Origin of the sequence: Bacillus sp. Xin1 (genome assembly GCF_013314535.1) — a bacterium.
In the GTDB taxonomy this organism is placed as follows: domain Bacteria; phylum Bacillota; class Bacilli; order Bacillales; family Bacillaceae_G; genus Bacillus_A.
Map to the genome: position 1 here is coordinate 50233 of NZ_JABUAE010000021.1, position 23547 is coordinate 73779.

The following is a 23547-nucleotide window of genomic DNA, read 5'->3' on the forward strand; positions in this document are numbered from 1 at the left end:
TTGTCATGTATTCACAAACAAATAATACCCCTCACCTTACAATTCAGCAATAGCCAAAAGGTTAGATGAGGGGGATACACTGTCCATAAAGTTTTAAATCGTAAGGCTGAAAAGCCTCACTTATTCATGTTTCATTTTATTTCTTCGGCAAAACTTGACAAATACTCATTCTTTCTTCAGATAAAAATACTTTTGCTGCTTCTTGTAAATCTTGAACAGTTAAGCCCTCTAAAACGGAAAGAGCATCAAACAAACTAGATTCATTAAACGCATACCTTGTGAATTGATTTGCAATGTATTCAGGTGAGTTAAGAGAGCGTAAGAAGCCACCAATTTTCTTTTTCTTTACACGCTCTAGCGTCTTCTCATCTAACTCATTATAATCAGTCTGCAATAAAATACCTTTCAAGCGATCGGCTAGCTCATCCGGCTGTTTCGTGTCGCCACCAACCATCGCAAAACCAAAGTTACTTTCTTCTGTATAATCATAAGAGAATGAATCATCAATGAGCCCTTCATTATATAATGACTCATAATGCGCTGATCCCTTCCCAAATAAATAATCCAAAAGTAATGTAAGCGCAATCTCTTGTTTTAAAAGTTCTTGCCCTTTTTCTTTAAGCTCAGTCGCTTTAATACCGACTAAACATTTCGGTGTCTGAACAGGCATAGAAATAATTTTTTTCTTTTCATTTACTGCTTCTGGTTCGTCTTCAAATGAACGTACGATTTCTGGTTGATTTTTATAATCTTTTTTCGCCTGGTTTTCACGTACCAAATTCATTGTTTTTTCTGGATCAATTGCACCTACAACAAATAACAACATGTTACTCGGATGATAGAATGTTTCATAACATTCATACAATAAGTCTTTTGTAATTTTACTAATGGATTCAATCGTTCCTGCAATATCAATTTTAATTGGATGTTTAACAAATAAACTATCGATTAAACCAAAATACAAACGCCAATCTGGGTTATCTTGATACATTTGAATTTCTTGGCCGATAATACCTTTTTCTTTTTCAACTGTTTTTTCAGAAAAATACGGCTCTTGAACGAAATTTAATAATGTATTTAAATTTTGTTCTACATTTGATGTACAAGAAAACAAGTACGCTGTTCTCGTAAATGACGTAAAAGCATTCGCAGAAGCCCCTTGCTTACTAAACAACTGAAATGCATCATGGTCTTCCTTTTCAAACAATTTATGCTCAAGGAAGTGAGCAATTCCATCTGGCACCCGAACCATTTCCTCTTTTCCAAGTGGAACAAACGTATTATCAACGGAGCCATATTTTGTTGTAAATGTCGCAAAAGTTTTGTTAAATCCTTGCTTTGGCAATATATATACATCTAATCCATTTGGAAGCTTTTCATAATACAGCGTTTCTTTTAATTGTTCATAAGAAATTTTCTCCACCTATTCTCCCTCCGTTCCGTGTAAAAAGTAAATCGTATCTAACTCAATGTTATTAGAAACCTTTACAATCTCCTCTTTCGTAACACGTTCAATCCCACTTAACCATTCTTCTACCGAACGCGTGTGCCCTGCAATGACGCCATGATAAAGCATTTCTACGAAACCACGCGGTGTATCAATTGCCTCTAAAATTTGGTTTTGAATAACGCTTTTCGTTTGGTGAATCTCTTCTTCTGAAAAATCACCGCTTTGCATCGCTTTCATTTGCTCTTTAATAATCTCGACTGCTTTTTCATAATTTTTCGCCTCAATTCCTGACATAACAAAAAGAAGACCTTTATGGCTTTCGAAACGCGATGCTGCATAATACGCTAAACTATTTTTTTCGCGCACATTCACAAATAATTTCGAGTGGGAAAATCCGCCAAATAACCCGTTAAACAGCTGCAATGCAAAATAATCTTCATCACGATACGTAATAAATGTACGATATCCAATATTTAATTTACTTTGCTTTAACTCTTGTTTTTCGACAATTTCTTGTTCCACATTATTGCGCTTATGAAGGATGACATTTTTCTCTGTTGCTGCACGAGGTGCAATTGCAAAGTATTTACCTACTAGGTCAATCGCATCCTCAGCTATGTCACCTATGATATATAGATCCATTTCATCTTCCGCCAACACCTTCTGATAATAGCGATATAAAGTTTCATTCGTAATGGAGGCAACACGCTCTTTTTGACCATTTGCACTTAAACGATATGCTTCTACTTTACACATTTCTTCAATTAATCGTTCATTTGCGTAGCGCATTTTATCATCATATGTAGCCTCAATTCTTTGTACGAGCGCTCTTTTTTCACTTTCTACAATTGATTGTAAAAAGCCGCTTCCTTCGGTTGCTGGATGTAATACAATATCAGACAGCATAGACAGTGCCTTTTCAAAGAGTGGCGGTGCATCCTGTAAATATGTTTCATTGGCAATATCCACATAAATAGAGACGATATGATCTTCCCCTTTTTTACTTACATCTACCGCTAGGGAAGAACCGTACAATTCCTCTAAATATTGACGAAGACGAATTACGGATGGTAATTTTTCTGTTGCACTTTGTAATACATATGGTAATAAAGCACGCTCTGTCACCGTTTCTTCATTCAATGGCGCTTTAAAGCGAAATACAAATGTATTTGTTTTATATTTATCTGTCGGAATGATATGTACACGTAAACCACCTAATTCATGCATTTGCTGTTCCATCAGTTTCATTAATAGCCCTCCTTTACGTATATAGGAATATTCCTCTTCAATATACAGTTTTTAGAAACAAAAAATCAAATTTTCTCCCCTATCTACTTTTTCATCAAACAGTTTACCAATTAAAGAGAGAAAGAAAATTTCTGTATTAAGCATATTCTATGTAAAAAAGCCCGCACTAATGTGCGAGCTTTTTCCATACTTTTAAAACGCTTATCTTTTCCCTTTTTCATACGGTGTCCCAAGTGCCTTTGGAGCTTCTGAACGTCCAACAAAACCAACAAGCGCTAGAATCGTGAACACATATGGTAATATTGTTAAGAAAACACTTGGAATTTCTTTTAATACAGGAATTGTCCCACCAGTTACTCCAAGAGATTGAGCAAATCCAAAGAATAAAGCTGCTCCAAGCGCTCCGAGTGGATTCCATTTACCAAAGATCATAGCTGCTAATGCCAAGAAACCTTGTCCTGTAATTGTTGCTCCTGAGAAGTTATTCGAGATTGACATTGCAAAAACTGCCCCACCAACTCCCGCGAACATTCCTGAAATACAAACAGCAAGATAACGCATTTTATATACATTAATCCCCATTGTATCTGCTGCCATCGGATGCTCACCAACCGCACGAAGGCGAAGACCAAACGGCGTTTTATAAATAATATACCAAACGACAAATGCTAAAATAATGGCGATATACGATGTTAACGGTACATTTGAGAAAAGGATTTTTCCGATAACCGGAATATCCGAAAGACCTGGAACATCAATTTTTTCAATACGATATTGAATAAAATCAGTTTGCCCTTTGCCAAATATCTTCTTAATCGCAAACACTGTTAAACCAAGGGCCAAAAAGTTGATGGCAACACCACTAACAACTTGATCCGCACGGAACGTAATCGATGCAACTGCATGAAGAAGTGCAAATAATCCGCCACCAATCGCTGCAAAAATAAGCGCAATCCATGGAGTCATCGTTCCCCATGTATCTCCCATTAACAACGTTGTTACTATACCAATAAACGCACCAAATAACATTAATCCTTCTAATGCAATATTTACAACACCAGAACGTTCACTAAACACTCCACCTAGTGCTGTAAAAATAAGAGGTGCTGCCGTATATAATGTACCTGTCACAAGAATGGCTAAAATATCTAGGAAGCTCATTTATTTCCCCTCCTTGCTCATGCGAGTAAGTGCCCATCTTAAAACATAACTACATGCAACAAAGAAGATAATACATGCAATAATTACGTTAATTAGCTCTGATGGAACATCAGCTTCAAAGTTCATTTGCGGCGCTGCACTTTTTAAACCACCAAATAATAAAGCTGCAAGTAAAATACCAAATGGATTATTTCCACCCAGAAGTGCTACTGCAATTCCATCAAATCCAATTCCAGTAAACGAAGACATCGCCGTCATATTTTGAAATGTCCCAAGCCCTTCCATTGCACCACCAATCCCAGCAAATGCACCTGCAATTGTCATGGATAAGACAACATTTCGAGACACTTTCATACCCGCATACTGAGAAGCATGTTGGTTAAATCCAACTGATTTCAATTCATATCCTAAAGTTGTTCGGTCTAATAAGAACCACATCAAAATAGCAACCACAATCGCAACGATAATCCCCCAATGAAGACGGGATCCATCTGTAATAGAAGATAACCATTCTGATGATAATGAGGCACTAGCCTGAATATCATATGATTTCTCATTCGCTTCATGTAAAAATCGCTTAATCAAGTCATATGTAACATAAAGAGCGATATAGTTCATCATAATTGTAACGATAACTTCATTTACTTTAAATTTACCCTTTAAGTACCCTGGAATAAATCCCCATAATCCACCAACTACAGCTGCAACTAATATAGATAATGGGATATGTAAAAACGCTGGTAAAGACACCGCATACCCAAACCAAACAGCCGCAAGCCAGCCAACTAATAGTTGCCCTTCCACTCCGATATTAAATAGTCCTGTACGGAATGCGAATGCAACAGACAAACCAGCTAAAACAAGTGGAATCATTGTCCGAAGCGTTTCACCTATAGCTTGCGGATTTCCAACCATCCCTTCCCATAACGCTACATAGCCAACAATTGGATCATATCCACTAGCTACCATTACAATGGCTCCAACAATCAAACCAAAAATAACGGACAACACAGGTACCAAAATATTAATTGTTCGCTCCGTTAAAAACTTTTTAGCCATTTGTATTCACCTTCTCTTCCCCTGTTCCACCAGCCATTAACAGACCTAGTTGCTGTTCATTCGTTTCTTTTGCATTCACAATTGCAACAATTTTCCCTTCATAAATAACCGCAACACGGTCACTCACATTTAAAATCTCATCGAGTTCTAAGGATAGAAGGAGCACTGCTTTTCCTTTATCTCTCTGTTCGATTAATTTTTTATGAATAAATTCAATTGCCCCTACATCTAAACCACGGGTCGGCTGCGCTGCAATTAATAAATCCGGGTCACGATCTACTTCCCGTGCGATAATTGCCTTTTGTTGATTCCCACCAGATAGAGCACGTGCTAACGTTTGTTCACTAGGTGTGCGCACATCAAACTGTTCGATTAAAGCTTTGGCTTTCTCCGTAATTTTAGTAAAATTCAAAATCCCTTTTTTCGAAAATTGATTTTTATAATACGTTTGCAATACCATATTATCTCTAACAGAAAAATCAAGAACAAGCCCATGCTTATGACGGTCTTCTGGAATGTGACCAATCCCCTCTTCTGTAACGCGTCTAACTGGCCAATTTGTTATTTCTTTCCCTTTAATTGCAATAGAACCTGACTCAACTTTTCGTAAACCAGTAATCGCTTCTATAAGTTCACTTTGTCCATTCCCATCAATCCCTGCAATACCGACAATTTCTCCTGCACGAACAGTTAAGTCAAGGCCTTTTACAGCAGGCAATTGGCGTGCATCATTAACCACAAGGTTTGCAATGGAAAGTACATCTTCCTTAGGTTTTGCGTCCAATTTCTCTGTTTTAAAATTCACTTGACGTCCGACCATTAATTCTGCAAGTTTATGTTCATTTGTATTTGCAACGTCAACAGTTCCAATCCCTTTTCCTTTTCGAATGATTGTACAACGATCACAAACTTCCATAATTTCTTTTAACTTATGTGTAATAAGAATAATAGATTTACCTTCTTTTACAAGCTTTTTCATAATTTGAATAAGCTCATGAATTTCTTGAGGAGTTAACACTGCCGTCGGTTCATCAAATATTAAAATTTCCGCCCCTCGATAGAGCGTTTTTAAAATCTCAACACGCTGCTGCATACCGACCGAAATATCCTCAATCTTCGCATATGGATCTACTGCTAAACCGTATTGTTCAGATAACTGTTTAATCTCTTTTGCAGCGTCATCAATAGCAATCTTCCCTTTTTTCTTCGGTTCATTTCCAAGAATGATATTCTCTGTAACTGTAAAATTATGAACGAGCATAAAATGTTGATGAACCATACCAATTCCATAGTCATTTGCAATGTTCGGATTTGTAATTTTCACAGGATTTCCTTTAATTCTAATTTCTCCCTGCTCTGGCTGATACAAACCGAATAACACGTTCATTAACGTCGATTTTCCTGCACCATTTTCTCCCAGTAAAGCATGTATTTCTCCCTGTTTTACTTGTAGCGTAATATCATCATTTGCTACAATGCCTGGGAATACCTTTGTAATATTATTCATCTCAATTACATATTCCATATTGTTCCTCCTTTTAACTGGGAACATTCCCCTATTACACTCTATTAAAAACGGCTTTATATATAAATCTGATTCGATTTTCCAACATATAAATTGCGGCTATAAAAAACAAAAAGAGACTTCCACTCATTTTCTCTTTCTGTTTTCACATGGCACGGGGCGAAAAAAGGAACTGACCGCTTCTATCCACCGGCGGATCCTCTCTACCACCTAAAAGGAATGGTTTTATGTCGATCTTTCAAGCAGTATTTATATATACAAAGGTTAGTTCTAAGAACTAACCTTTGCTATTCCTCTATCATTATTTCTTTAGAGAAGCTTCATATGCTTTGTACTCATCTGGAGTAGCTGGTACTTTAATTTCACCATCAGTAATTTTCTTTTCAAACTCTTCTACTTTTGTTAAAATTTCTGGGTTTACTTTCTTTACGTTATCAGTTGTTTTTGCAATACCAACACCATCATCTTTTAAACCAAACTCTTCTATTTTTCCACCTTTTAACTTACCATCTTTTGCTTCTTGTGCTACTTTTGCAACTGCAACATCAACACGTTTTACCATAGAAGTTAAGGTTACATTTTCAGGCATACCTTCTTGATTTTGATCACGGTCAACACCGATTACCCAAACATTTTCACCTTTTTTCTTGCGGTTTTTCGCTTCTGTAAATACACCGTTACCAGTTGCACCTGAAGCGTGATAAATTACATCAATACCTTGACCATACATTGCTGATGCTAATACAGATCCTTTTTCCGGTTTATCAAACGCATCCGCATATTGTGCTACAATTTCAATATTTGGATTCACAGCTTTTGCTCCAGCTTTAAATCCTGATTCAAATTTCTCAATTAATGGGCTTTTCACTCCACCAATAAAACCAACTTTATTTGATTTCGTTGTCATCGCCGCAACAGCTCCAACAAGGAAAGATCCTTCATGATCTTTAAATGTAATGCTTGTTACGTTTGGCTTTTTCACAACAGTATCTACAATTGCAAATTGTTGTTTTGGATATTGATCCGCTACCTTTTCAATTGAATCTTGCATTAAGAATCCAATACCAAACGCTACATCATAATTACTTTTAGCGAATTTTGTTAAGTTTGGAATGTAATCCGCATCCTTACTTGATTGAATATAGCGGTATCCTTCATTTTTTTTCAAGTTGTTATCTTTACCGAATTTCGTTAAACCTTCCCAAGCAGATTGGTTAAATGATTTATCGTCAACGCCCCCAACGTCTGTAACCATACCAACCTTGAAGTCTTTATCACCTTTTTTGTCACTACTTGCCTTGTCCGAATTACCACATGCACCTAAAACTGTACTCGCTGCTAATGTTAATGATAATAAAATACCTGCTTTTTTCTTCATACTAGAAACCCCTCCTAAATGATATATGTATCTATTAATATGCTAGTGTCCCCTTCTTCTTGCTGTCACCTCCCTAAAAAGGGAACGAATTACATGCGTTTTCGTAATACATGGAAGCTAAATTTGTCTGCTCGAAAATAATTAATAGAATATAAAATTGGCTCATCATTTTGATCATAATGCATTTGCTTTAAAATTAGTAACGCCGTCTCTGGCTCGCATTGCAGGATTGGTGATATTTTCGGATGATAACCAATTGGTTCAATATGAGCAACCGCATATGTAATACGTTTATGCGTGTTATTATGAATAACAGTAAGCAATGATTCCTCATTATAATCAGACAAATCTGGCAATACTTCTTTCGCTAACTTGTCAATGCAATAGACAACAGGTTCCCCGTCTGCTGTACGAACACGCTCAATCATTACGGCCTCAAAGCCTTCATCACTATTAAACTTTTCTTTTTCTTCTTCTGTTAGACTTGTAGTAGATGATGATAAAAAGATTGTTCCTGGTGTTTTCCCCACACTAGAAATCATATCTGTAATACTAGAAAGCTGTTCAATTCCAGAAGAAAACAGCGGTTTTGCATTCACAAAAGTACCAACGCCATGTCTGCGAATCACGACATTTTCCTCTTCTAAAATACGCAATGCTTCCCGTAAAGTCGCTCTACTTACGCCAAGCTCTTTCGCTAAATCAAACTCTGAAGGCAACTTTTGTTTTTCTTTATATGCCCCGCTTTTAATTTTTTCTTTAATGTGATCGATCACTCGTAAATATAAGTGTCGACTATCGGATTTAACTGACATAAGACTCCCCCGCATTCCAATTATTCGACCTCTGATGTAAGACTTCTGTTCTCTTTTTTCAACCAATAACATAGTAACGCTACAATAAAATAAGATTTGTCGAATAAATGTTAATAATTTTTCAAAATGAAATTTTCTATCTTTATTCCATAAAAAAAACTTTGCACCACAACATTCCTCGTATAGAGAAAAAGTTAGATACAAAGATTCCTTACATCCTTTGTTACACACTTTTCCCCTCATAGTCTAGCAATTTATGGTTGCCAGGTAGAAACTTATGGACCTTATCTCCAAGATTATATGAGGCAGTGATTCTTTTCGAAGTAATCGTAACACTTGCTCCCATACGTGTCAACATAATTCAACACTTTTTTACAGGTAATATCGAACATTTTTCAAAAATAACATTAAAAGCATTCGTATTCTAAAGAATCAGCAGAAATGAAAGCCCTTTCTTTTTTGCTGACTATAGTATATAACAAATTTCTCATATAAAAAAGCCTAATTGTGAACAATTAGGCTTTTTTATTAAGAACTTTTTTCTTGTATATCTTCAATTAACACTTCTCTTGGCTTACTACCTTCATAAGGTCCAACCACACCATTCATTTCCATGGCATCAATAAGACGCGCTGCACGTGTATATCCTACTCGGAATCTACGTTGCAACATAGAAACCGAAGCTGTTTTCATTTCTACAACGAGCTGAACCGCTTCATCATATAATTCATCTTCTACTTCTTGCTTTGTTTCCGGTACATCTTGCGGTATCATATCTTCTTGATATTGCGCTTTTTGTTGTCCAATAACATATTCTACAACTCTTTCCACTTCATCATCTGATAGAAATGCTCCTTGTACACGAACTGGTTTTGATGCACCAATTGGTATAAATAGCATATCTCCTCGTCCTAATAATTTCTCCGCGCCTCCGCTATCAAGAATTGTCCGTGAATCAGTTTGTGAAGACACTGCAAAGGCAATACGAGATGGAATATTTGCTTTAATAACACCTGTAATAACATCAACAGATGGACGTTGCGTCGCAATAATTAAATGAATACCAGCAGCACGTGCCATCTGCGCTAAACGCATAATTGCATCTTCTACATCTGAAGAGGCAACCATCATTAAATCAGCCAACTCGTCCACAATTACAACAATATATGGAAGCTCAGGCTGTTTTGCTTCTGATTGATCATTATGATGTCTAATGTATTCATTATACCCTTCAATATTACGCGTTCCACTATGAGCAAACAATTCATAACGTCGCTCCATCTCACTCACAACTTTTTTCAAAGCTTGCGATGCTTTTTTCGGATCTGTTACAACAGGTGTTAATAAGTGCGGAACACCGTTGTATACATTCAACTCTACCATTTTCGGATCAATCATCATTAATTTTACTTCATGCGGTTTAGCACGCATTAAAATACTTACAATAATACCGTTAATACATACACTTTTCCCGCTACCAGTTGCTCCAGCTACTAATAGATGGGGCATCTTATTTAAACGTGCTAATACTGCTTCACCAGTAATATCACGCCCAAGACCTATCAATAATTTTTCTTCCGGATGATTGTTCGCTTTCGAGTCAAGTACTTCTCTAAGCGTTACCATCGAAACCTCTGAATTTGGAACTTCAATTCCTACTGCTGATTTCCCGGGAATAGGGGCTTCAATACGAATATCTTTCGCAGCTAATGCGAGTGCTAAATCATCACTTAAACTCACAATTTTACTTACTTTCACTCCCATATCAGGATACACTTCATATTTCGTAACCGCAGGCCCCTTATGTACTTTCGTTACTTTTGCTTTCACACCAAAACTTTGGAACGTCCGCTCCAATTTACGAGCATTTTCATAAATTTTCTCGTTTTCGTTTGTCACCTGTTTATTTTTTGGGAACTTCAATATATCGATAGCAGGAAGCTTATAATCTTTATTTTCCACATTTGAAAATTGCATTGGAGGAGCTTTTATTTCTCCTTCTAAAGATTCAACTATCTTTTCTCCCCGTTTCTTTTGTGGCTGCTCTTTCGATGCAGATGGCAGCTCATCTTCCATTACAGGCGATGCAATCAGATCATCACTAACTTCATCTTCACGATTTTTATCTCTTTCTTCACTTACTGGGTAATTCTCTGTGAAATTTGAAATAATTGGTGGTCCAATTTCTATTTCTTCTACTGGTTCCACACTCTCTTCTTGTTCATTATGACGTTCACTACGCGTGCGTCTTGTCGTTTTTTTCTTTTCTGTTTGTTCAGCAGTTCGTTTTGCTCTCCAGTCCTTATAATCCCCTTGCATCACTTGAAATTGACTTCTAAGTATTCGTCCAACTGGGGCTAGTACTTCCCCAATATGTTTGTTTGTAATGCAAAGTATGCCAAGAATAACTAGAATAATCCCAATAATATAAGCACCTACTTCATCGAACAAAAAGTAAAATGTTGCAAACATAAGTGCTCCAAACATACCTCCACCTAAATGAACCGTCTCTGCACCTTTCTTCATCTCAAGAAAGAACATATCTTTTGTACTTACAATTACAGATGTATTTTCTACCGCCCCGTCCTTTGTAAAAAGGTTAAATAATGTAATATGACTAAACATCAATATTGCTAACACAATTAAATAGACACCAATTAATCGTTTATTTAAAAGGTTTGGCCAACCTCGTCTTACAACAAACGCAATAGATAAAGCTATTACACCTAATACACCAATTATGTACCATTCGCCAAAGAAAAAGCGAAAAAATAACACAAACGCTTTTCCTACAATACCTAGCTGTAAGATTGTAATGATTGAAAGTGCAAAAAGAGTCAACCCGACGATTTCGTAATACAAAGTTGGCTTTATCGTACGTCTTGCTTTTGATTTCATCCCTCTTTGCTTTTGTTTTACCATTTCTTCACCCCAAGTCCAAAAATTAAGTGAAACTTTCATTTATCGAAAGCATTTTTTGCATACCATTCGTCATATTTTTAGATCTGTTTACGTGACATTTTACAAGATGTGTAAAATGTCACGTAAACAGAAGAAAGCAGCCTAATCATGGCTGCTCAACCGTCTTGTTTTTTATATTATACCATAGCTTCTAAACAAAATCCTGCTTTTTGCTAAAAGGTTATTTTCTGTCCTGGCTCATACTGTAAATAGTGGGATGGATTCGTACTTAGCACACGCACAATAGAATAATATTGACTATTCTCTTCAGATACTACCATCTCTACTCCATTTACATTCACTATTTTTTGTTGTTCGTACTGGGAATAGTCGGTCTGATAAACAAGTTGCTCTGGCATAATCGTATATAAAATCATTGCAGCAACTTCCCGTCTTGATCCCCATCTACTTTCATATCTATTAATTCATTTAACTTTCGAATTGCATCCCCAATACCACCAACATCATCGATAAGCCCATATTTAACTGCATCTATTCCGATTACATTTGTTCCAATATCTCGCGTTAAATTCCCCTTAGCAAACATAAGCTCTTTAAAGCGATCTTCTGTCACTTTTGAGTGTTTTGTTACAAATCGAATCACACGTTCTTGCATTTTATCCAAATACTCAAATGTTTGCGGTACACCAATAACAAGACCAGTCAGACGAACTGGATGAATCGTCATCGTTGCCGTTTCAGCAATAAATGAATAATCTGTTGATACAGCAATCGGCACACCGATTGAATGCCCTCCACCTAAAACCAAAGATACAGTTGGTTTCGATAATGAAGCTACCATTTCGGAGATTGCCAATCCAGCCTCAACATCACCACCCACAGTATTTAGCAATAAAAGCAATCCCTCAATTTTCGGATTCTGTTCAATTGCCACAATTTGCGGGATCACATGCTCGTATTTCGTCGTTTTATTTTGTGGTGGAAGTTGCATATGCCCTTCTACTTGTCCAACAATTGTTAAACAATGAATACGCGATTCATTCATTTGCGGAACGTTCGTTTGACCAAGTTGCTGAATTTTCTCTATTACTGATGCCTCTTTTACATCCTCTTTCGGTTCGACTTCTTTTTCCTCATTTGTTAAACCATCACGTTCTGTCATGTCGCATCCCCTTTCACTCTTATACAACTATTATTTCTTAAGTTGTAAATTTCATGCGATAGGGATGAAAAAGAAAAAAACCACCGTAAAGGTGGTTTTCTTATACTTCCATGATAATTGGTAAAATCATTGGTTTTCTCTTCGTTTCCTCATACAGGAACTGCCCTAACAATTCACGAATATTTTGTTTTAACATAGACCATTCAATAGAATATTCTTTAATAGATTGTTCTACAATTGTACGGACAATCTCTGTAGATCTTTCAATTAATGCTTCAGATTCACGAACGTACACAAAACCACGTGAAATAATTTCTGGCCCAGAAATTATTTTCTTCTCATCTTTCCCAAGTGTTACGACAACGACTAAAATTCCGTCTTGCGATAACATCTTACGATCACGCAAGACAATATTTCCGACATCACCTACACCTAATCCATCAATAAGAACATTTCCAGCTTGTACTTTACCAGCCGGTTTTGCCTCTTCACCTTCGAAAGCAATTACATCGCCCTTTTCCACAATAAAAATATTGTCTTTCAAGACACCAACATCTTCCGCCAAATAGGCATGTGCCTTTTGCATACGAAATTCACCATGTACGGGTATAAAATACTTCGGTTTCATTAAGTTCAGCATCAATTTCAATTCTTCTTGGCTACCATGACCAGAAACGTGAACTTTTCTTTCTCCATAATAAACAACTTCTGCACCAGCTCTAAATAGCAAATCAATGATTTTCGATACCGATATTTCATTACCAGGAATTGGAGATGCTGCAATAATGACTGTATCTCCTTTACGAATCGAGATTTGTTTATGCGCTTGCTTCGCCATTCTTGAAAGAGCTGCCATTGGTTCCCCTTGGCTGCCAGTTGTTAGAATCGCTACCTTCTTCTCTGGGAAGTTATCCACTTCTTGCAATGAAATAACCATACCATCTGGAACGTCTAAATAGCCAAGACGTCTTGCGATATCCACTACTTTCACCATACTACGACCTACAACAGCCACTTTGCGTCCTGTTTCAGCAGCTGCATCAAATACTTGTTGAATACGATGTACATTAGATGCGAAAGAAGCAACAATGATACGTCCTTCTGCACCATAAAATACTTTTGAAATTTCTATCCCAACTTCTTTTTCAGAACCTGTGTAACCAGGACGTTCAGCATTTGTACTATCTGATAACAAACAAAGCACGCCTTCATTTCCAATTTGCGCCATCTTCCCAAGATCTGCTCCGCTGTTGCCAATTGGTGTTTGGTCGAATTTAAAATCTCCTGTATATACGATAGCACCTTTTGATGTATGGAAACATACACCAACAGAATCCGGGATACTATGTGTTGTGCCAAAGAATGAAACCGTTGTCGTATTAAATTCCACTTCTGAATTAGAATCAATTGTTTTTAAATCTACACGACCAAGCATTCCTGCTTCACCAAGTTTTTCTTGTATTAAACCTACTGTTAACTTTGTTGCATATACTGGGATTGAAAGTTTACGCAGCACATAAACAATTCCCCCAATGTGATCTTCATGACCATGTGTAATAAATAAACCTTTTACTCGTTCTTGATTTTCTACTAAATATGTAATGTCAGGGATAACGATATCAATCCCAAACATTTCGTCTCCTGGGAACATCAATCCTGCATCCACAATAAAAATCTCAGAATCAATTTCCACACAATACATGTTTTTCCCGATTTCACCTACTCCACCAAGAGCAAATACTTTTACTGAATCAATCTCTTTTCTCTTCATGTTGTTGCCTGGTTTAAAAATCTTACAAACACTGATTTCACTAAAATCGTAGAGACACCAGGGAAACTCTACAACCACCATATATTCACCGTCCAAGACGAATGTCCTTACCGTTATGCGATATCATGTTCTCGTTCGTTTTTTAAACCAGGTTTCACCTCTCTTTCATTATATAAATCAAATATCTTATGCGATATGATATGATAATTCCGTTAAACCATAATTTTTTCCAATTTTGCTAAGCATACCCGTACTAAGCTACTTAGCCATATTATAACTGATACAAGAAATAGAACACAAGTTAATTTGTTAGAAAGAAGGGCGAAGTATATAAATTTCAAGGGGAATTACCTGTAAAAAGGTTTCTTTCAAAATAAAAATGACCTAGTTTTTACACTAGGTCATTTTTATTAACGAGGGATTGATTGCATTACACCCTGCAATGTTAATCTCTCTTCTTCTGTTAACGGAAGAAGTGGTAAACGCACAGATCCTACGTCTAATCCAACCATTTGTAACGCTGTTTTCACTGGTGTTGGGCTCGGTGCCATAAATAACGCATTCGTTACTTTAACAAGTAATTGATGTAATTTCTGTGCTTTTTTGAAATCTCCTGCTTGGAATGCCGCAATCATTTCTTGCATTTCATTTCCAATTACATGAGAGGCAACAGAAATGATACCTTTAGCTCCAACTGCCATAGCTGGTAACGTTAAACCATCATCACCGCTGTATACAGCAAAGTCGTCCGCTGTTTTTTCAATAATTTCTGTCATTGTTAATACATCGCCGCCAGCATCTTTAATTGCAACAATGTTTGGTATTTCTGATAAACGAACAACCGTATCAACGGAGATTTGAACAATAGATCGCCCTGGAACATTGTATAGCATAACCGGAAGTTCTGTACTTTCAGCAATTGTTTTAAAATGCTGATACATTCCTTCTTGACTTGGTTTATTATAATACGGTGCCACTAACATAATTGCATCGACACCAACTTCTGTTGCTTTTTTCGTTAACTCGATAGAAGCATGTGTATTATTGCTACCTGTTCCAGCGATTACGGGCACCCTTTTATCGACAACAGATACGACATGGCGATATAACGCTACTTTTTCTTCAGATGACAATGTAGGAGACTCTCCAGTTGTTCCTCCTACCACAATTGCTGTTGTACCGTTATCAATTAAATAATTTACCAACTTAGTTGTCTTTGCAAAATCGATGTTTCCATTTTTATCAAACGGTGTTACCATCGCTGTTGCAATTGTCCCAAAATCTACCATGGTCTCACTCCTTATTGTTCCAGTTGCTTTTCTTTTGAAAGTTCAAATGCACTATGCAATGCATTAACAGCTTCCACTAAATCTACTTCTTTTACAAGTACCCAAATTGTCGTATGGCTATCAGCGGATTGTAAAATTTGAACACCTTTTTCTGCTAAAGCTGTGACAATTTTCGCAGTAACTCCTGGAATACCTGCCATTCCAGCTCCAACGATAGATACTTTCGCGCAATGTTCCGTCACAATTGGATTATATCCAAGCTTATGAAGTATTTCAACAGCACGACCCGATACATTATCGCTTACTGTATAAGCCACACCCGTAGGCGAAATGTTAATTAAGTCAACACTGATTCCTTCATTTGCCATTTCCTTAAAAACATATTGTTGTAAATCGTACGATCCGTCTTTCGCAAGCACTTTAATTTGCGTCACGTTCGATACATGAGCGATACCTGTAACTGGACGTTCCTCTACATCACGGCCTTTTGTCGCACCATCATATGCCGCAATAAGCGTACCTTCGCTATCAGAATACGTAGAACGTACACGAAGGGGTACTTTTGCATGCATTGCAATTTCAACTGCACGCGGATGGACAACCTTCGCACCTTGATAAGCCATGTTACAGATCTCATTATATGTTACATTTTGAAGGTGACGCGCATCCTTTACGATACGTGGATCAGCAGTCATCACACCTTCTACATCGGTAAATATATCGATATATTCAGCATGAAGCGCAACGCCTAGTGCTGAAGCTGAAGTATCACTACCTCCGCGCCCAAGTGTTGTTGTATCGCCTTCTTTCGTTTGACCTTGGAATCCAGTAACAACAACAACATCTACATTTTGCAACTCTTCATGTATACGATCGCAATTCATTTCAACAATCTTTGCGTTCGTAAAATCATTATTTGTTACAAAACCAGCTTGTGCACCGTTTAACGCTGCTGCTTTTACTCCATTTTCATTTAACATATTTGAGAAGACGATTGCTGAGATTAACTCACCACATGATAATAATAAATCTTGCTCACGTTTTGAAATACTAGATTCCTTTTGATTTACAAGACTTAATAATGTATCCGTTGCATATGGTTCACCTTTACGCCCCATAGCAGATACAACTGTAACTACTTTATAACCAGCATCCAATGATTTTTTAATATGGTGAAGTGCATGCTTACGCCCATTTTCATCACGTACAGATGTACCACCAAATTTTTGAACAATAATTTTCATTTTTTTGCACCTTCTCTTAGCCGTTTACACTAATTGTAATTTTACTAATCGTTCTGCAATTTGAACAGAGTTCCATGCAGCACCTTTTAATAAGTTATCAGATACGACCCAAAGATGGAATCCTTTTTCATTATTTAAATCTTTACGAATACGTCCAACGAACACTTCGTTTTTGCCTACTGCAGTAGATGGCATTGGATATAATTGTTCTGCTGGATCATCTTGCAGTACAATTCCTTCCGCATCCGCAAGCAAGTTTTTCAGTTCTGCTACAGTTACACCTTCTTTTTCCAATTCAATGTAAACTGACTCAGAATGCCCTGATACAACTGGCAGGCGTACACATGTTGCTGCTACTTCTAACTCAGGCATATGCATAATTTTTTTCGTTTCATTAATCATTTTCATTTCTTCAAATGTAAATCCATTATCTTGAAACTTATCAATTTGCGGGATTGCATTAAAAGCAATTTGGAAATGTTTTTTATCACCTGATACAGGTAAAACGTTCGCTTTTACGTCTTCACCATTTAAGATCGCCTGTGATTGTTCATGAAGTTCTTCGATTGCAGCAGCACCTGCACCTGACACAGCTTGATATGTGGAAACGATTACTCGTTTTAAACCATACTGCTGACGAATCGGTTCAAGAGCAACTACCATTTGAATTGTAGAACAGTTCGGATTTGCAATAATACCGTTATGTTCTTTTAAATCATTTTCATTTACTTCAGGTACAACAAGTGGCACATTTTCTGTCATACGGAATGCACTTGTATTATCAACAACAATTGCACCGCGTTTTGCTGCTTCTGGCGCTAATTGTTTCGATACAGACCCACCTGCACTAAACAGAGCAATATCAACTCCTTCAAAACTTTCAGGAGTTGCTTCTTGAACTGTAAATTCTTCTCCTTTAAATACAAGCTTTTTACCTGCAGAACGTTTAGATGAAAGTAACGTTAACTTCCCAATTGGAAATTCTCGTTTCTCTAAAGTATTTAACATTTGTTCACCAACTGCGCCGGTTGCTCCAACTACAGCGACATGAAAAGTTTTTTGCTTTTCCATCACTATGCCCCTTTCTAGATACCAATCCTTCTATACTTAGAATGAGAAGGAGTATAAAATACCCCTTCTAATCTTAATAACGTTAATTTTATCATATTCTGCGATAAGAATGATGGTTTCATAAAAAATTGTCTGTTTTTTTTCGTTTTTTAATTCATATATCTGAATTTTTCTACAACAACCGGTTGCAATTGTTTTCCTTCTAATGCCTCTATTATCGTATCTTCAAGCAACTCCATACGAGCTACCATTGAATTTGGTTTTTTCTCCGGTGCATCTTGCCCAAATGGCACAAAATAAATGTGTTTGGTCGCCATTAAACGCATAAGGTTGACACCAACATGATGGCGACAAAGGTATTTATTTTTTAATTTCTTCTATTATATATAAACATGATGAGAAATTAAACTGGTTTAACCATCCATTATGTACACATTTTTTGTCGCTTGTAACAGAACGTATGTTTGATTTTATTCTATTTATTTAGTATTATATAGTTAATTATTTCCTATACAAAGAGAGGGTATTACACAATGAAACCATTAACTCCTAGACAAGCTCAAATTCTAACTTTCATGCAGCAAAAAATCTTAGAAAACGGGTATCCTCCAACTGTACGTGAAATTGGAGAAGCCATGGATATGTCATCCACAGCTTCTGTACATTTTCATTTAAAAGCTTTAGAGAAAAAGGGGTATATCTATCGTAATCCATCGAAAAAAAGAGCAATTAAAATTTTAATAGGAGGAATTGAATGTGATAACTGATCCAATAGCACCAGTAGACCCAGTACGTTATCGAATTGTGGCAAATGTAGGCGATTATTTTCATGTAACAAGAGCTCAAGTTAGAAATCGTGTGTTTACTGATATGCTATTGCCTGCTGATCCTATTCTACCTGTTGGTCCTATCCTTCCGCCTAATCCTATTTAACACAGCATATATAAAACCGACTCCGATTATAGAGCCGGTTTCTTTTTGTTAAGTTAGCGTACGTTTACGTAAGTTGGACTTGCAGTAACATAGTATGTTTTGCCCTTAATGTTGTGTACTTTGTATTGTGATGAGCCATTTACAGTTACTTTTGCATCGATTGTAAATACTATACTCATCTCTACTATTCAAGCCATATCTAATCTCTTTATCTATCATTTCATTCCTGACAAAGCCCTTTCTCTCATTATGAACTCTCCGCTCCCAACTGAAGATTGTAAACACACACATGTTATAAAAAGGAATTTTTTAAGGAAAACATAGCCAATTATTGTTATAATTAAATCCGCAATATTTTTCCAGGAGTGTTCCTATGAAGAACAATAGGATAATGTACATACTAGGCACTCCCCCTCCTTAATACGTTCATAGAAATATAGAAAGGGTTTATGCGATGGGACAATTTCAAAGTAATTTTCAAGCGGCACAACAAATCGCTACGCAGATGAGAGCAGCTTCGGATATAATCCAAAGTGCGACAAATCGTTCTATAAAAAAGGCGACGCGTACTACGCTATCTGTTAACTCCAAAGCACAAGAAGCGAACCAACAAGCTTTAGATTTAACGAAACAATTTTCCACCGCCTTTCAACAAGCGGTCGATAATATTCATTCAGTAGCCAAAGAGTTCGAGAGAATGGATAATGAACTTCACAACACTTTTCGCTAATGTAACACCTACGTAAAGGTAAAATGGTAGGAGGAATACGATGAGTCAAGATATTGAAAAACAAATCAATCAATTAAATCAAAAGTTACGAAGTGTATTTGAAGAACAAGACCGAAATCAATCCGCGATTCAAACACAGGAACAAGCGGAAGCAGATTTTCACGAATGGAAAAGTCGAAGTAATCGTTTATTTAATCGAATTCTAGAAACTTGGCATGGGGATAAAGAGTTATCTCATTTTTTTATGAATATGCGTCAAGAAGCAGGGCACATTGAGCGAAAACTTACATTCGAATTGGAAAACCAAAAAGAAACGTTGCTAAAAGAAAGACGAGACCTTAGTGATTTAGAAAATGACCTTTCCTATCAGCAACAACAACTAGCAAGGGAGGTCAATGCATGAGTTTAAATATGTATTTAGGCGAAGTACAAAGCCAAACTCAAAGCATGAACGCTGTATGTACCGCTACCATTCAAGGTATGGAACAAGCTATTCAGGCGATTGACGCTTTTGCAATTGATACTGTTCTACAAGGACAAACTTATAGCAGTGCAAAAGCATTTTTTGTACAAACTTTTCGTCCTTTAGCACAAGGAATCATTTACTTATGTGAAGAATTAATCCGTCAAAATGATGCCTTTCCAAGTCAATTTCAATCACAGGTAGCTTCAACAGATGTTATTGAACAAGAGTTATTAGAACAAATTCGAGAAATTGACCGAATGAAAACAAGTATGGAAGCCATCAGTCAAGCTATACCAATTCCAGGTATGGACGCTATGGCGAATCTTTTCACTGCTATGAGGAAAAAACTGCAAGAAAAATTAGATCACCTGTATGAGTTTAATCAAACATCTAGTAATAACTATAGTACAGCAATTCAATTAGCTGCTAACATTGCGACAGGCCTTGCCGAAGTCCAAAGCGGAAAAGGATTTAGTCTTGCAAGTGGCACGTTTAGTACGCAAGGGTTGAATATGGAGTGGACGACTTCTATTCAAGCGATTACAGAAGAGAAAGCCCGAAAAGCTGACCATTCGATTAAAGATGGAGAAATGTGCGGTAGGCTAGAAGAGAAATCTCCGATTAGAAAGGCTTGGGACGAAAAGGTAGACGATGTAGTTAAGGTGTTCGAAACAGTAAAAAAGATGTGGAATGGTACTGTAATCGGATCAGGGAAAGCTGTTGAAGATGAAATCAAGTCCATGGAAACTTTAAATAATATGGATATAGGAACTTTTATTAATGTTACATATGCGATTTTACATTTGGATGAAACGACACAAAATATGTGGCATACATTTTCAAATTCTGTGAAACGAGATATTATAGATGGGGATGCAGAGAGCCGTACACAATGGACTACTTATGGATTAACACAAATAGGGATTGGTGTTATTCTCGATAAGGGACTGGGTAAAGCAGGCCTGGTCACAAAAGGAATAAAAGGAGCAGGTGGAACAAGTACATTCGCTAAAGGCGTAACGCTAGTAAAAGAATTGAAGCAAGCATCTGATATTTTACAATCTTTTAAGAAAGATGTTTCATATGCTTTTGCTGGTGGAAATATCCTAACCAAGATACCTCAAAGCGAACTAAATCAAGCCTATTATAATTTTGCAAAGACTAATAATGCTACTAATACTACCGGTACTACTAAACCTAATATCTCAAAAAAGCATGATGAAATAGCTCATGATAGTTACTATGGTAGAAAAGATTTTAGAACCAAGATAAATAATGCAAATTACTCTCCTCATGATAATAAACATCTAAAGGCTAGAACTTCTGAAGAAGCAAAAAAATTTAGTGAAACAGGTAAAAGGCATGCTCAATATATACCGAGTGCAAATAATAAGGTAATAGAAAAAGAAGCACTGATAAAAGGGCATATAATTGATAATGGTAATAATAATTACTATTTCATTTATGATACGGGAAAAGTTATCGGTTATGATAATGGTAAACCAACTAGTTGGATTAGAGCAGAACTTACAAGTGGAAATGTGTATCATGGACATCCAATCGCTGGAGAAAGGTTAAATAAATATTTAAGAAAATTAGATTAAGTGACTAGAAATTGTGAAAGAGGTTATGATCATGAGAAAATCTGTTAAGTTAGATGTTCCTAAAGTAAATATTCATCCCTTGAGGATAACAGAAGGATGGAAAGTGAACTATAACAATTTTGTTGAAATAGATCCGCGAAATTTGGAACCCGATGACGATTGCTGGTTTATGTTTACTGAAAGTTTGTTGCAGCTTTATCATGAGAAATCATCGATTACATTGGATCTCGGTTGGAACCCTGATATTTCCCCCGATGGTAATTACCTAGTTTTAATTATGAAAAACATGGATTGGGAAAACCCAATTCACGAATTTACATCTGATAATTATAAAGAAGTTATTGAATATATTGAATTTCATTTAAAACAAATTACCTCTACATTGTGGAAATAAAATTATTATTAGTTGAAACTAGATAAGATAAGAAAATAAATAATTCTTAAATAACCTTGATTGGATAAATGTCTTTCAAACTTTCTGGATAAATGAGTATAGTAACTTAAATAGAATCAATGAGGAAACTGTAAAGAATATATTATACAAAAGAGCATCCTTTAAGTGGATGCTCTTTTGCAACTCTTCCTTTGCAGAAAAGACGGCAATGGGAGTTTTATTTTAACCGGATATCCACAATGATTATAGGAGGAAGATTATGTTATTAAAAAACAATTTCGAGGATGATGAAGTATTTCAATTTCTTGCGAGTAATTTTCATCAAGATACTTTCTATGAAGAAGCACTCCAAGAATTACTAGAAGAGGCATCCAAAAAATATTTACAAGACGCTATTATTTTTCTAACTGGGTTTATTCAAAGTGATTATAGTGATAAAGAAAAAAATGAGTACATACAGTTTTCTGCAGATGGAATATATTTTGAAGGATTAGAAATAACACCATTAGAATGGCTTGAACAAACAGTTAAAACACTAAAACAAGCATTAAAAAACACTTAATAAGAAAAATCGACCGCCCGTAAAAGGCGGTCTTTTTTCGTTAAATTAACGAACATTCACATACGCATCACTAGCCGTAATATAGTACGTATTCCCTTTCGGATTGTGTACTTTGTATTGTGATGATCCATTTACAGTTACTTTTGCATCGATTGTAAATATTATACTCATCTCTACTATTCAAGCCATATCTAATCTCTTTATCTATCATTTCATTCCTGGCAAAGCCCTTTCTCTCATTATGAACTCTCCCCCATCGACTGACGACTGTAACACACACATGTTATAAAAAGGAATTTTTCAAGGAAAACATAGCCAATTATTTAATTAGATTCGCAATATTTTTCCAGGGGTGTTCCTATGAAGAACAGTAGAATAATGGACATATATACCTAGGCACTCCCCTTCTTTAATACGTTCATAGAAATATAGAAAGGATTTGAGCGATAGGACAATTTCAAAGTAATTTTCAAGCGGCACAACAAATCGCTACTCAAATGAGAGCAGCTTCGGATACAATCCAAAGTGCAACAAATCGTTCTATAAAAAAGGCGACGCGTACTACGCTATCTGTTAATTCCAAAGCACAAGAAGCAAACCAACAAGCTTTAGATTTAACGAAACAATTTTGTGCCGCTTTTCAACAAGCAGTGGATAACATTCATTCAGTAGCCAAAGAGTTTGAGAGAATGGATAACGAACTTCACAACACTTTTCGCTAATGTAACAACCTACGTAAAGGTAAAATGGTAGGAGGAATACA

22 protein-coding genes, 3 pseudogenes and 1 riboswitch are annotated in these 23547 nt (G+C 36.4%); of the genes and pseudogenes, 8 read left to right on the plus strand and 17 right to left on the minus strand.

All coding sequences use genetic code 11. The annotated features are described in order from the left end of the window. Positions 1–136 precede the first annotated feature (136 nt). From yfmH to spoVFB, 15 genes and pseudogenes are all read right to left on the minus strand, one after another. A complete protein-coding gene (gene yfmH, locus HRG09_RS17690; protein WP_174102206.1) occupies positions 137–1423 on the minus strand; it encodes an EF-P 5-aminopentanol modification-associated protein YfmH in 1287 nt (428 codons plus the stop codon). Then, positions 1424–2698: an EF-P 5-aminopentanol modification-associated protein YfmF gene (yfmF, locus tag HRG09_RS17695; RefSeq protein WP_174102207.1), complete on the minus strand. Its 1275-nt coding sequence runs from the start codon at positions 2696–2698 to the stop codon at positions 1424–1426. Between the two features lie 201 nt (positions 2699–2899). Next, positions 2900–3859 (minus strand): ABC transporter permease, encoded by a 960-nt coding sequence (locus tag HRG09_RS17700; protein WP_174102208.1) that lies wholly within the window; start codon positions 3857–3859, stop codon positions 2900–2902. Then, the gene (locus tag HRG09_RS17705; protein WP_174102209.1) at positions 3860–4918 is read right to left on the minus strand and encodes an ABC transporter permease; all 1059 of its coding nucleotides are present in this window, start codon (positions 4916–4918) and stop codon (positions 3860–3862) included. Then, positions 4911–6443, minus strand: coding sequence for an ABC transporter ATP-binding protein (locus tag HRG09_RS17710; RefSeq protein ID WP_174102210.1), 1533 nt, complete (start codon positions 6441–6443; stop codon positions 4911–4913). The genes HRG09_RS17705 and HRG09_RS17710 overlap by 8 nt, the downstream gene beginning before the upstream one ends. A 301-nt stretch (positions 6444–6744) precedes the next feature. Next, entirely contained in the window at positions 6745–7821 is a 1077-nt protein-coding gene (locus HRG09_RS17715; RefSeq protein ID WP_174102211.1) for a BMP family lipoprotein, read from the minus strand. Between the two features lie 89 nt (positions 7822–7910). Continuing rightward, a complete protein-coding gene (locus tag HRG09_RS17720; protein WP_000114183.1) occupies positions 7911–8636 on the minus strand; it encodes a GntR family transcriptional regulator in 726 nt (241 codons plus the stop codon). 222 nt (positions 8637–8858) lie between these two features. Next, positions 8859–8960, minus strand: a riboswitch (purine riboswitch). Positions 8961–9164: 204 nt separating this feature from the next. Continuing rightward, a complete protein-coding gene (locus HRG09_RS17725; protein ID WP_174102212.1) occupies positions 9165–11558 on the minus strand; it encodes a DNA translocase FtsK in 2394 nt (797 codons plus the stop codon). Positions 11559–11770: 212 nt separating this feature from the next. Beyond that, entirely contained in the window at positions 11771–11974 is a 204-nt protein-coding gene (locus tag HRG09_RS17730; protein WP_174102213.1) for a YlzJ-like family protein, read from the minus strand. Next, positions 11971–12720: a ClpP family protease gene (locus HRG09_RS17735; protein ID WP_174102214.1), complete on the minus strand. Its 750-nt coding sequence runs from the start codon at positions 12718–12720 to the stop codon at positions 11971–11973. Before HRG09_RS17735 ends, HRG09_RS17730 begins: the two co-directional genes overlap by 4 nt. Positions 12721–12820: 100 nt before the next feature. After that, positions 12821–14491, minus strand: coding sequence for a ribonuclease J (locus tag HRG09_RS17740; protein ID WP_174102215.1), 1671 nt, complete (start codon positions 14489–14491; stop codon positions 12821–12823). 410 nt (positions 14492–14901) lie between these two features. Further along, positions 14902–15780: a 4-hydroxy-tetrahydrodipicolinate synthase gene (gene dapA, locus HRG09_RS17745; protein ID WP_174102216.1), complete on the minus strand. Its 879-nt coding sequence runs from the start codon at positions 15778–15780 to the stop codon at positions 14902–14904. An 11-nt stretch (positions 15781–15791) separates the two neighbouring features. After that, positions 15792–17024: an aspartate kinase gene (gene dapG / locus HRG09_RS17750; RefSeq protein WP_174102217.1), complete on the minus strand. Its 1233-nt coding sequence runs from the start codon at positions 17022–17024 to the stop codon at positions 15792–15794. A 24-nt stretch (positions 17025–17048) separates the two neighbouring features. Beyond that, positions 17049–18095, minus strand: a complete 1047-nt coding sequence (locus tag HRG09_RS17755; protein ID WP_174102218.1) for an aspartate-semialdehyde dehydrogenase — start codon at positions 18093–18095, stop codon at positions 17049–17051. 149 nt (positions 18096–18244) lie between these two features. Then, positions 18245–18433, minus strand: a pseudogene (gene spoVFB / locus HRG09_RS17760) (dipicolinate synthase subunit B); the annotation flags it as partial. Between the two features lie 195 nt (positions 18434–18628). Between spoVFB and HRG09_RS17765 the strand changes: the two are divergent. Together HRG09_RS17765 and HRG09_RS17770 are read left to right on the plus strand one after the other, a co-directional pair. After that, positions 18629–18862, plus strand: coding sequence for a LexA family protein (locus HRG09_RS17765; protein WP_174102220.1), 234 nt, complete (start codon positions 18629–18631; stop codon positions 18860–18862). Then, a complete protein-coding gene (locus tag HRG09_RS17770) occupies positions 18852–19028 on the plus strand; it encodes a hypothetical protein (protein WP_174102221.1) in 177 nt (58 codons plus the stop codon). Before HRG09_RS17765 ends, HRG09_RS17770 begins: the two co-directional genes overlap by 11 nt. Before the next feature lie 53 nt (positions 19029–19081). Here the strand turns inward: HRG09_RS17770 and HRG09_RS29025 are convergent. Beyond that, positions 19082–19198: pseudogene (locus HRG09_RS29025) on the minus strand (N-acetylmuramoyl-L-alanine amidase); the annotation flags it as partial. A 284-nt stretch (positions 19199–19482) separates the two neighbouring features. On the opposite strand from HRG09_RS29025, the gene HRG09_RS17775 reads away from it, so the two are divergent. From HRG09_RS17775 to HRG09_RS17800, 5 genes are all read left to right on the plus strand, one after another. Further along, positions 19483–19758 (plus strand): TIGR04197 family type VII secretion effector, encoded by a 276-nt coding sequence (locus tag HRG09_RS17775; RefSeq protein ID WP_174102222.1) that lies wholly within the window; start codon positions 19483–19485, stop codon positions 19756–19758. A 40-nt stretch (positions 19759–19798) separates the two neighbouring features. Then, positions 19799–20161: a DUF3958 family protein gene (locus tag HRG09_RS17780; RefSeq protein WP_174102223.1), complete on the plus strand. Its 363-nt coding sequence runs from the start codon at positions 19799–19801 to the stop codon at positions 20159–20161. Beyond that, a complete protein-coding gene (locus HRG09_RS29395; protein ID WP_262386352.1) occupies positions 20158–21828 on the plus strand; it encodes a T7SS effector LXG polymorphic toxin in 1671 nt (556 codons plus the stop codon). The genes HRG09_RS17780 and HRG09_RS29395 overlap by 4 nt, the downstream gene beginning before the upstream one ends. Before the next feature lie 31 nt (positions 21829–21859). Beyond that, the gene (locus tag HRG09_RS17795) at positions 21860–22222 is read left to right on the plus strand and encodes a hypothetical protein (protein ID WP_174102224.1); all 363 of its coding nucleotides are present in this window, start codon (positions 21860–21862) and stop codon (positions 22220–22222) included. A gap of 259 nt (positions 22223–22481) precedes the next feature. Beyond that, positions 22482–22784, plus strand: coding sequence for a hypothetical protein (locus HRG09_RS17800; RefSeq protein ID WP_174102225.1), 303 nt, complete (start codon positions 22482–22484; stop codon positions 22782–22784). Between the two features lie 45 nt (positions 22785–22829). Here the strand turns inward: HRG09_RS17800 and HRG09_RS17805 are convergent. After that, positions 22830–22943: pseudogene (locus HRG09_RS17805) on the minus strand (N-acetylmuramoyl-L-alanine amidase); the annotation flags it as partial. Between the two features lie 287 nt (positions 22944–23230). On the opposite strand from HRG09_RS17805, the gene HRG09_RS17810 reads away from it, so the two are divergent. Beyond that, positions 23231–23506: a TIGR04197 family type VII secretion effector gene (locus HRG09_RS17810; RefSeq protein WP_174102234.1), complete on the plus strand. Its 276-nt coding sequence runs from the start codon at positions 23231–23233 to the stop codon at positions 23504–23506. The last annotated feature ends 41 nt before the right edge of the window (positions 23507–23547 follow it).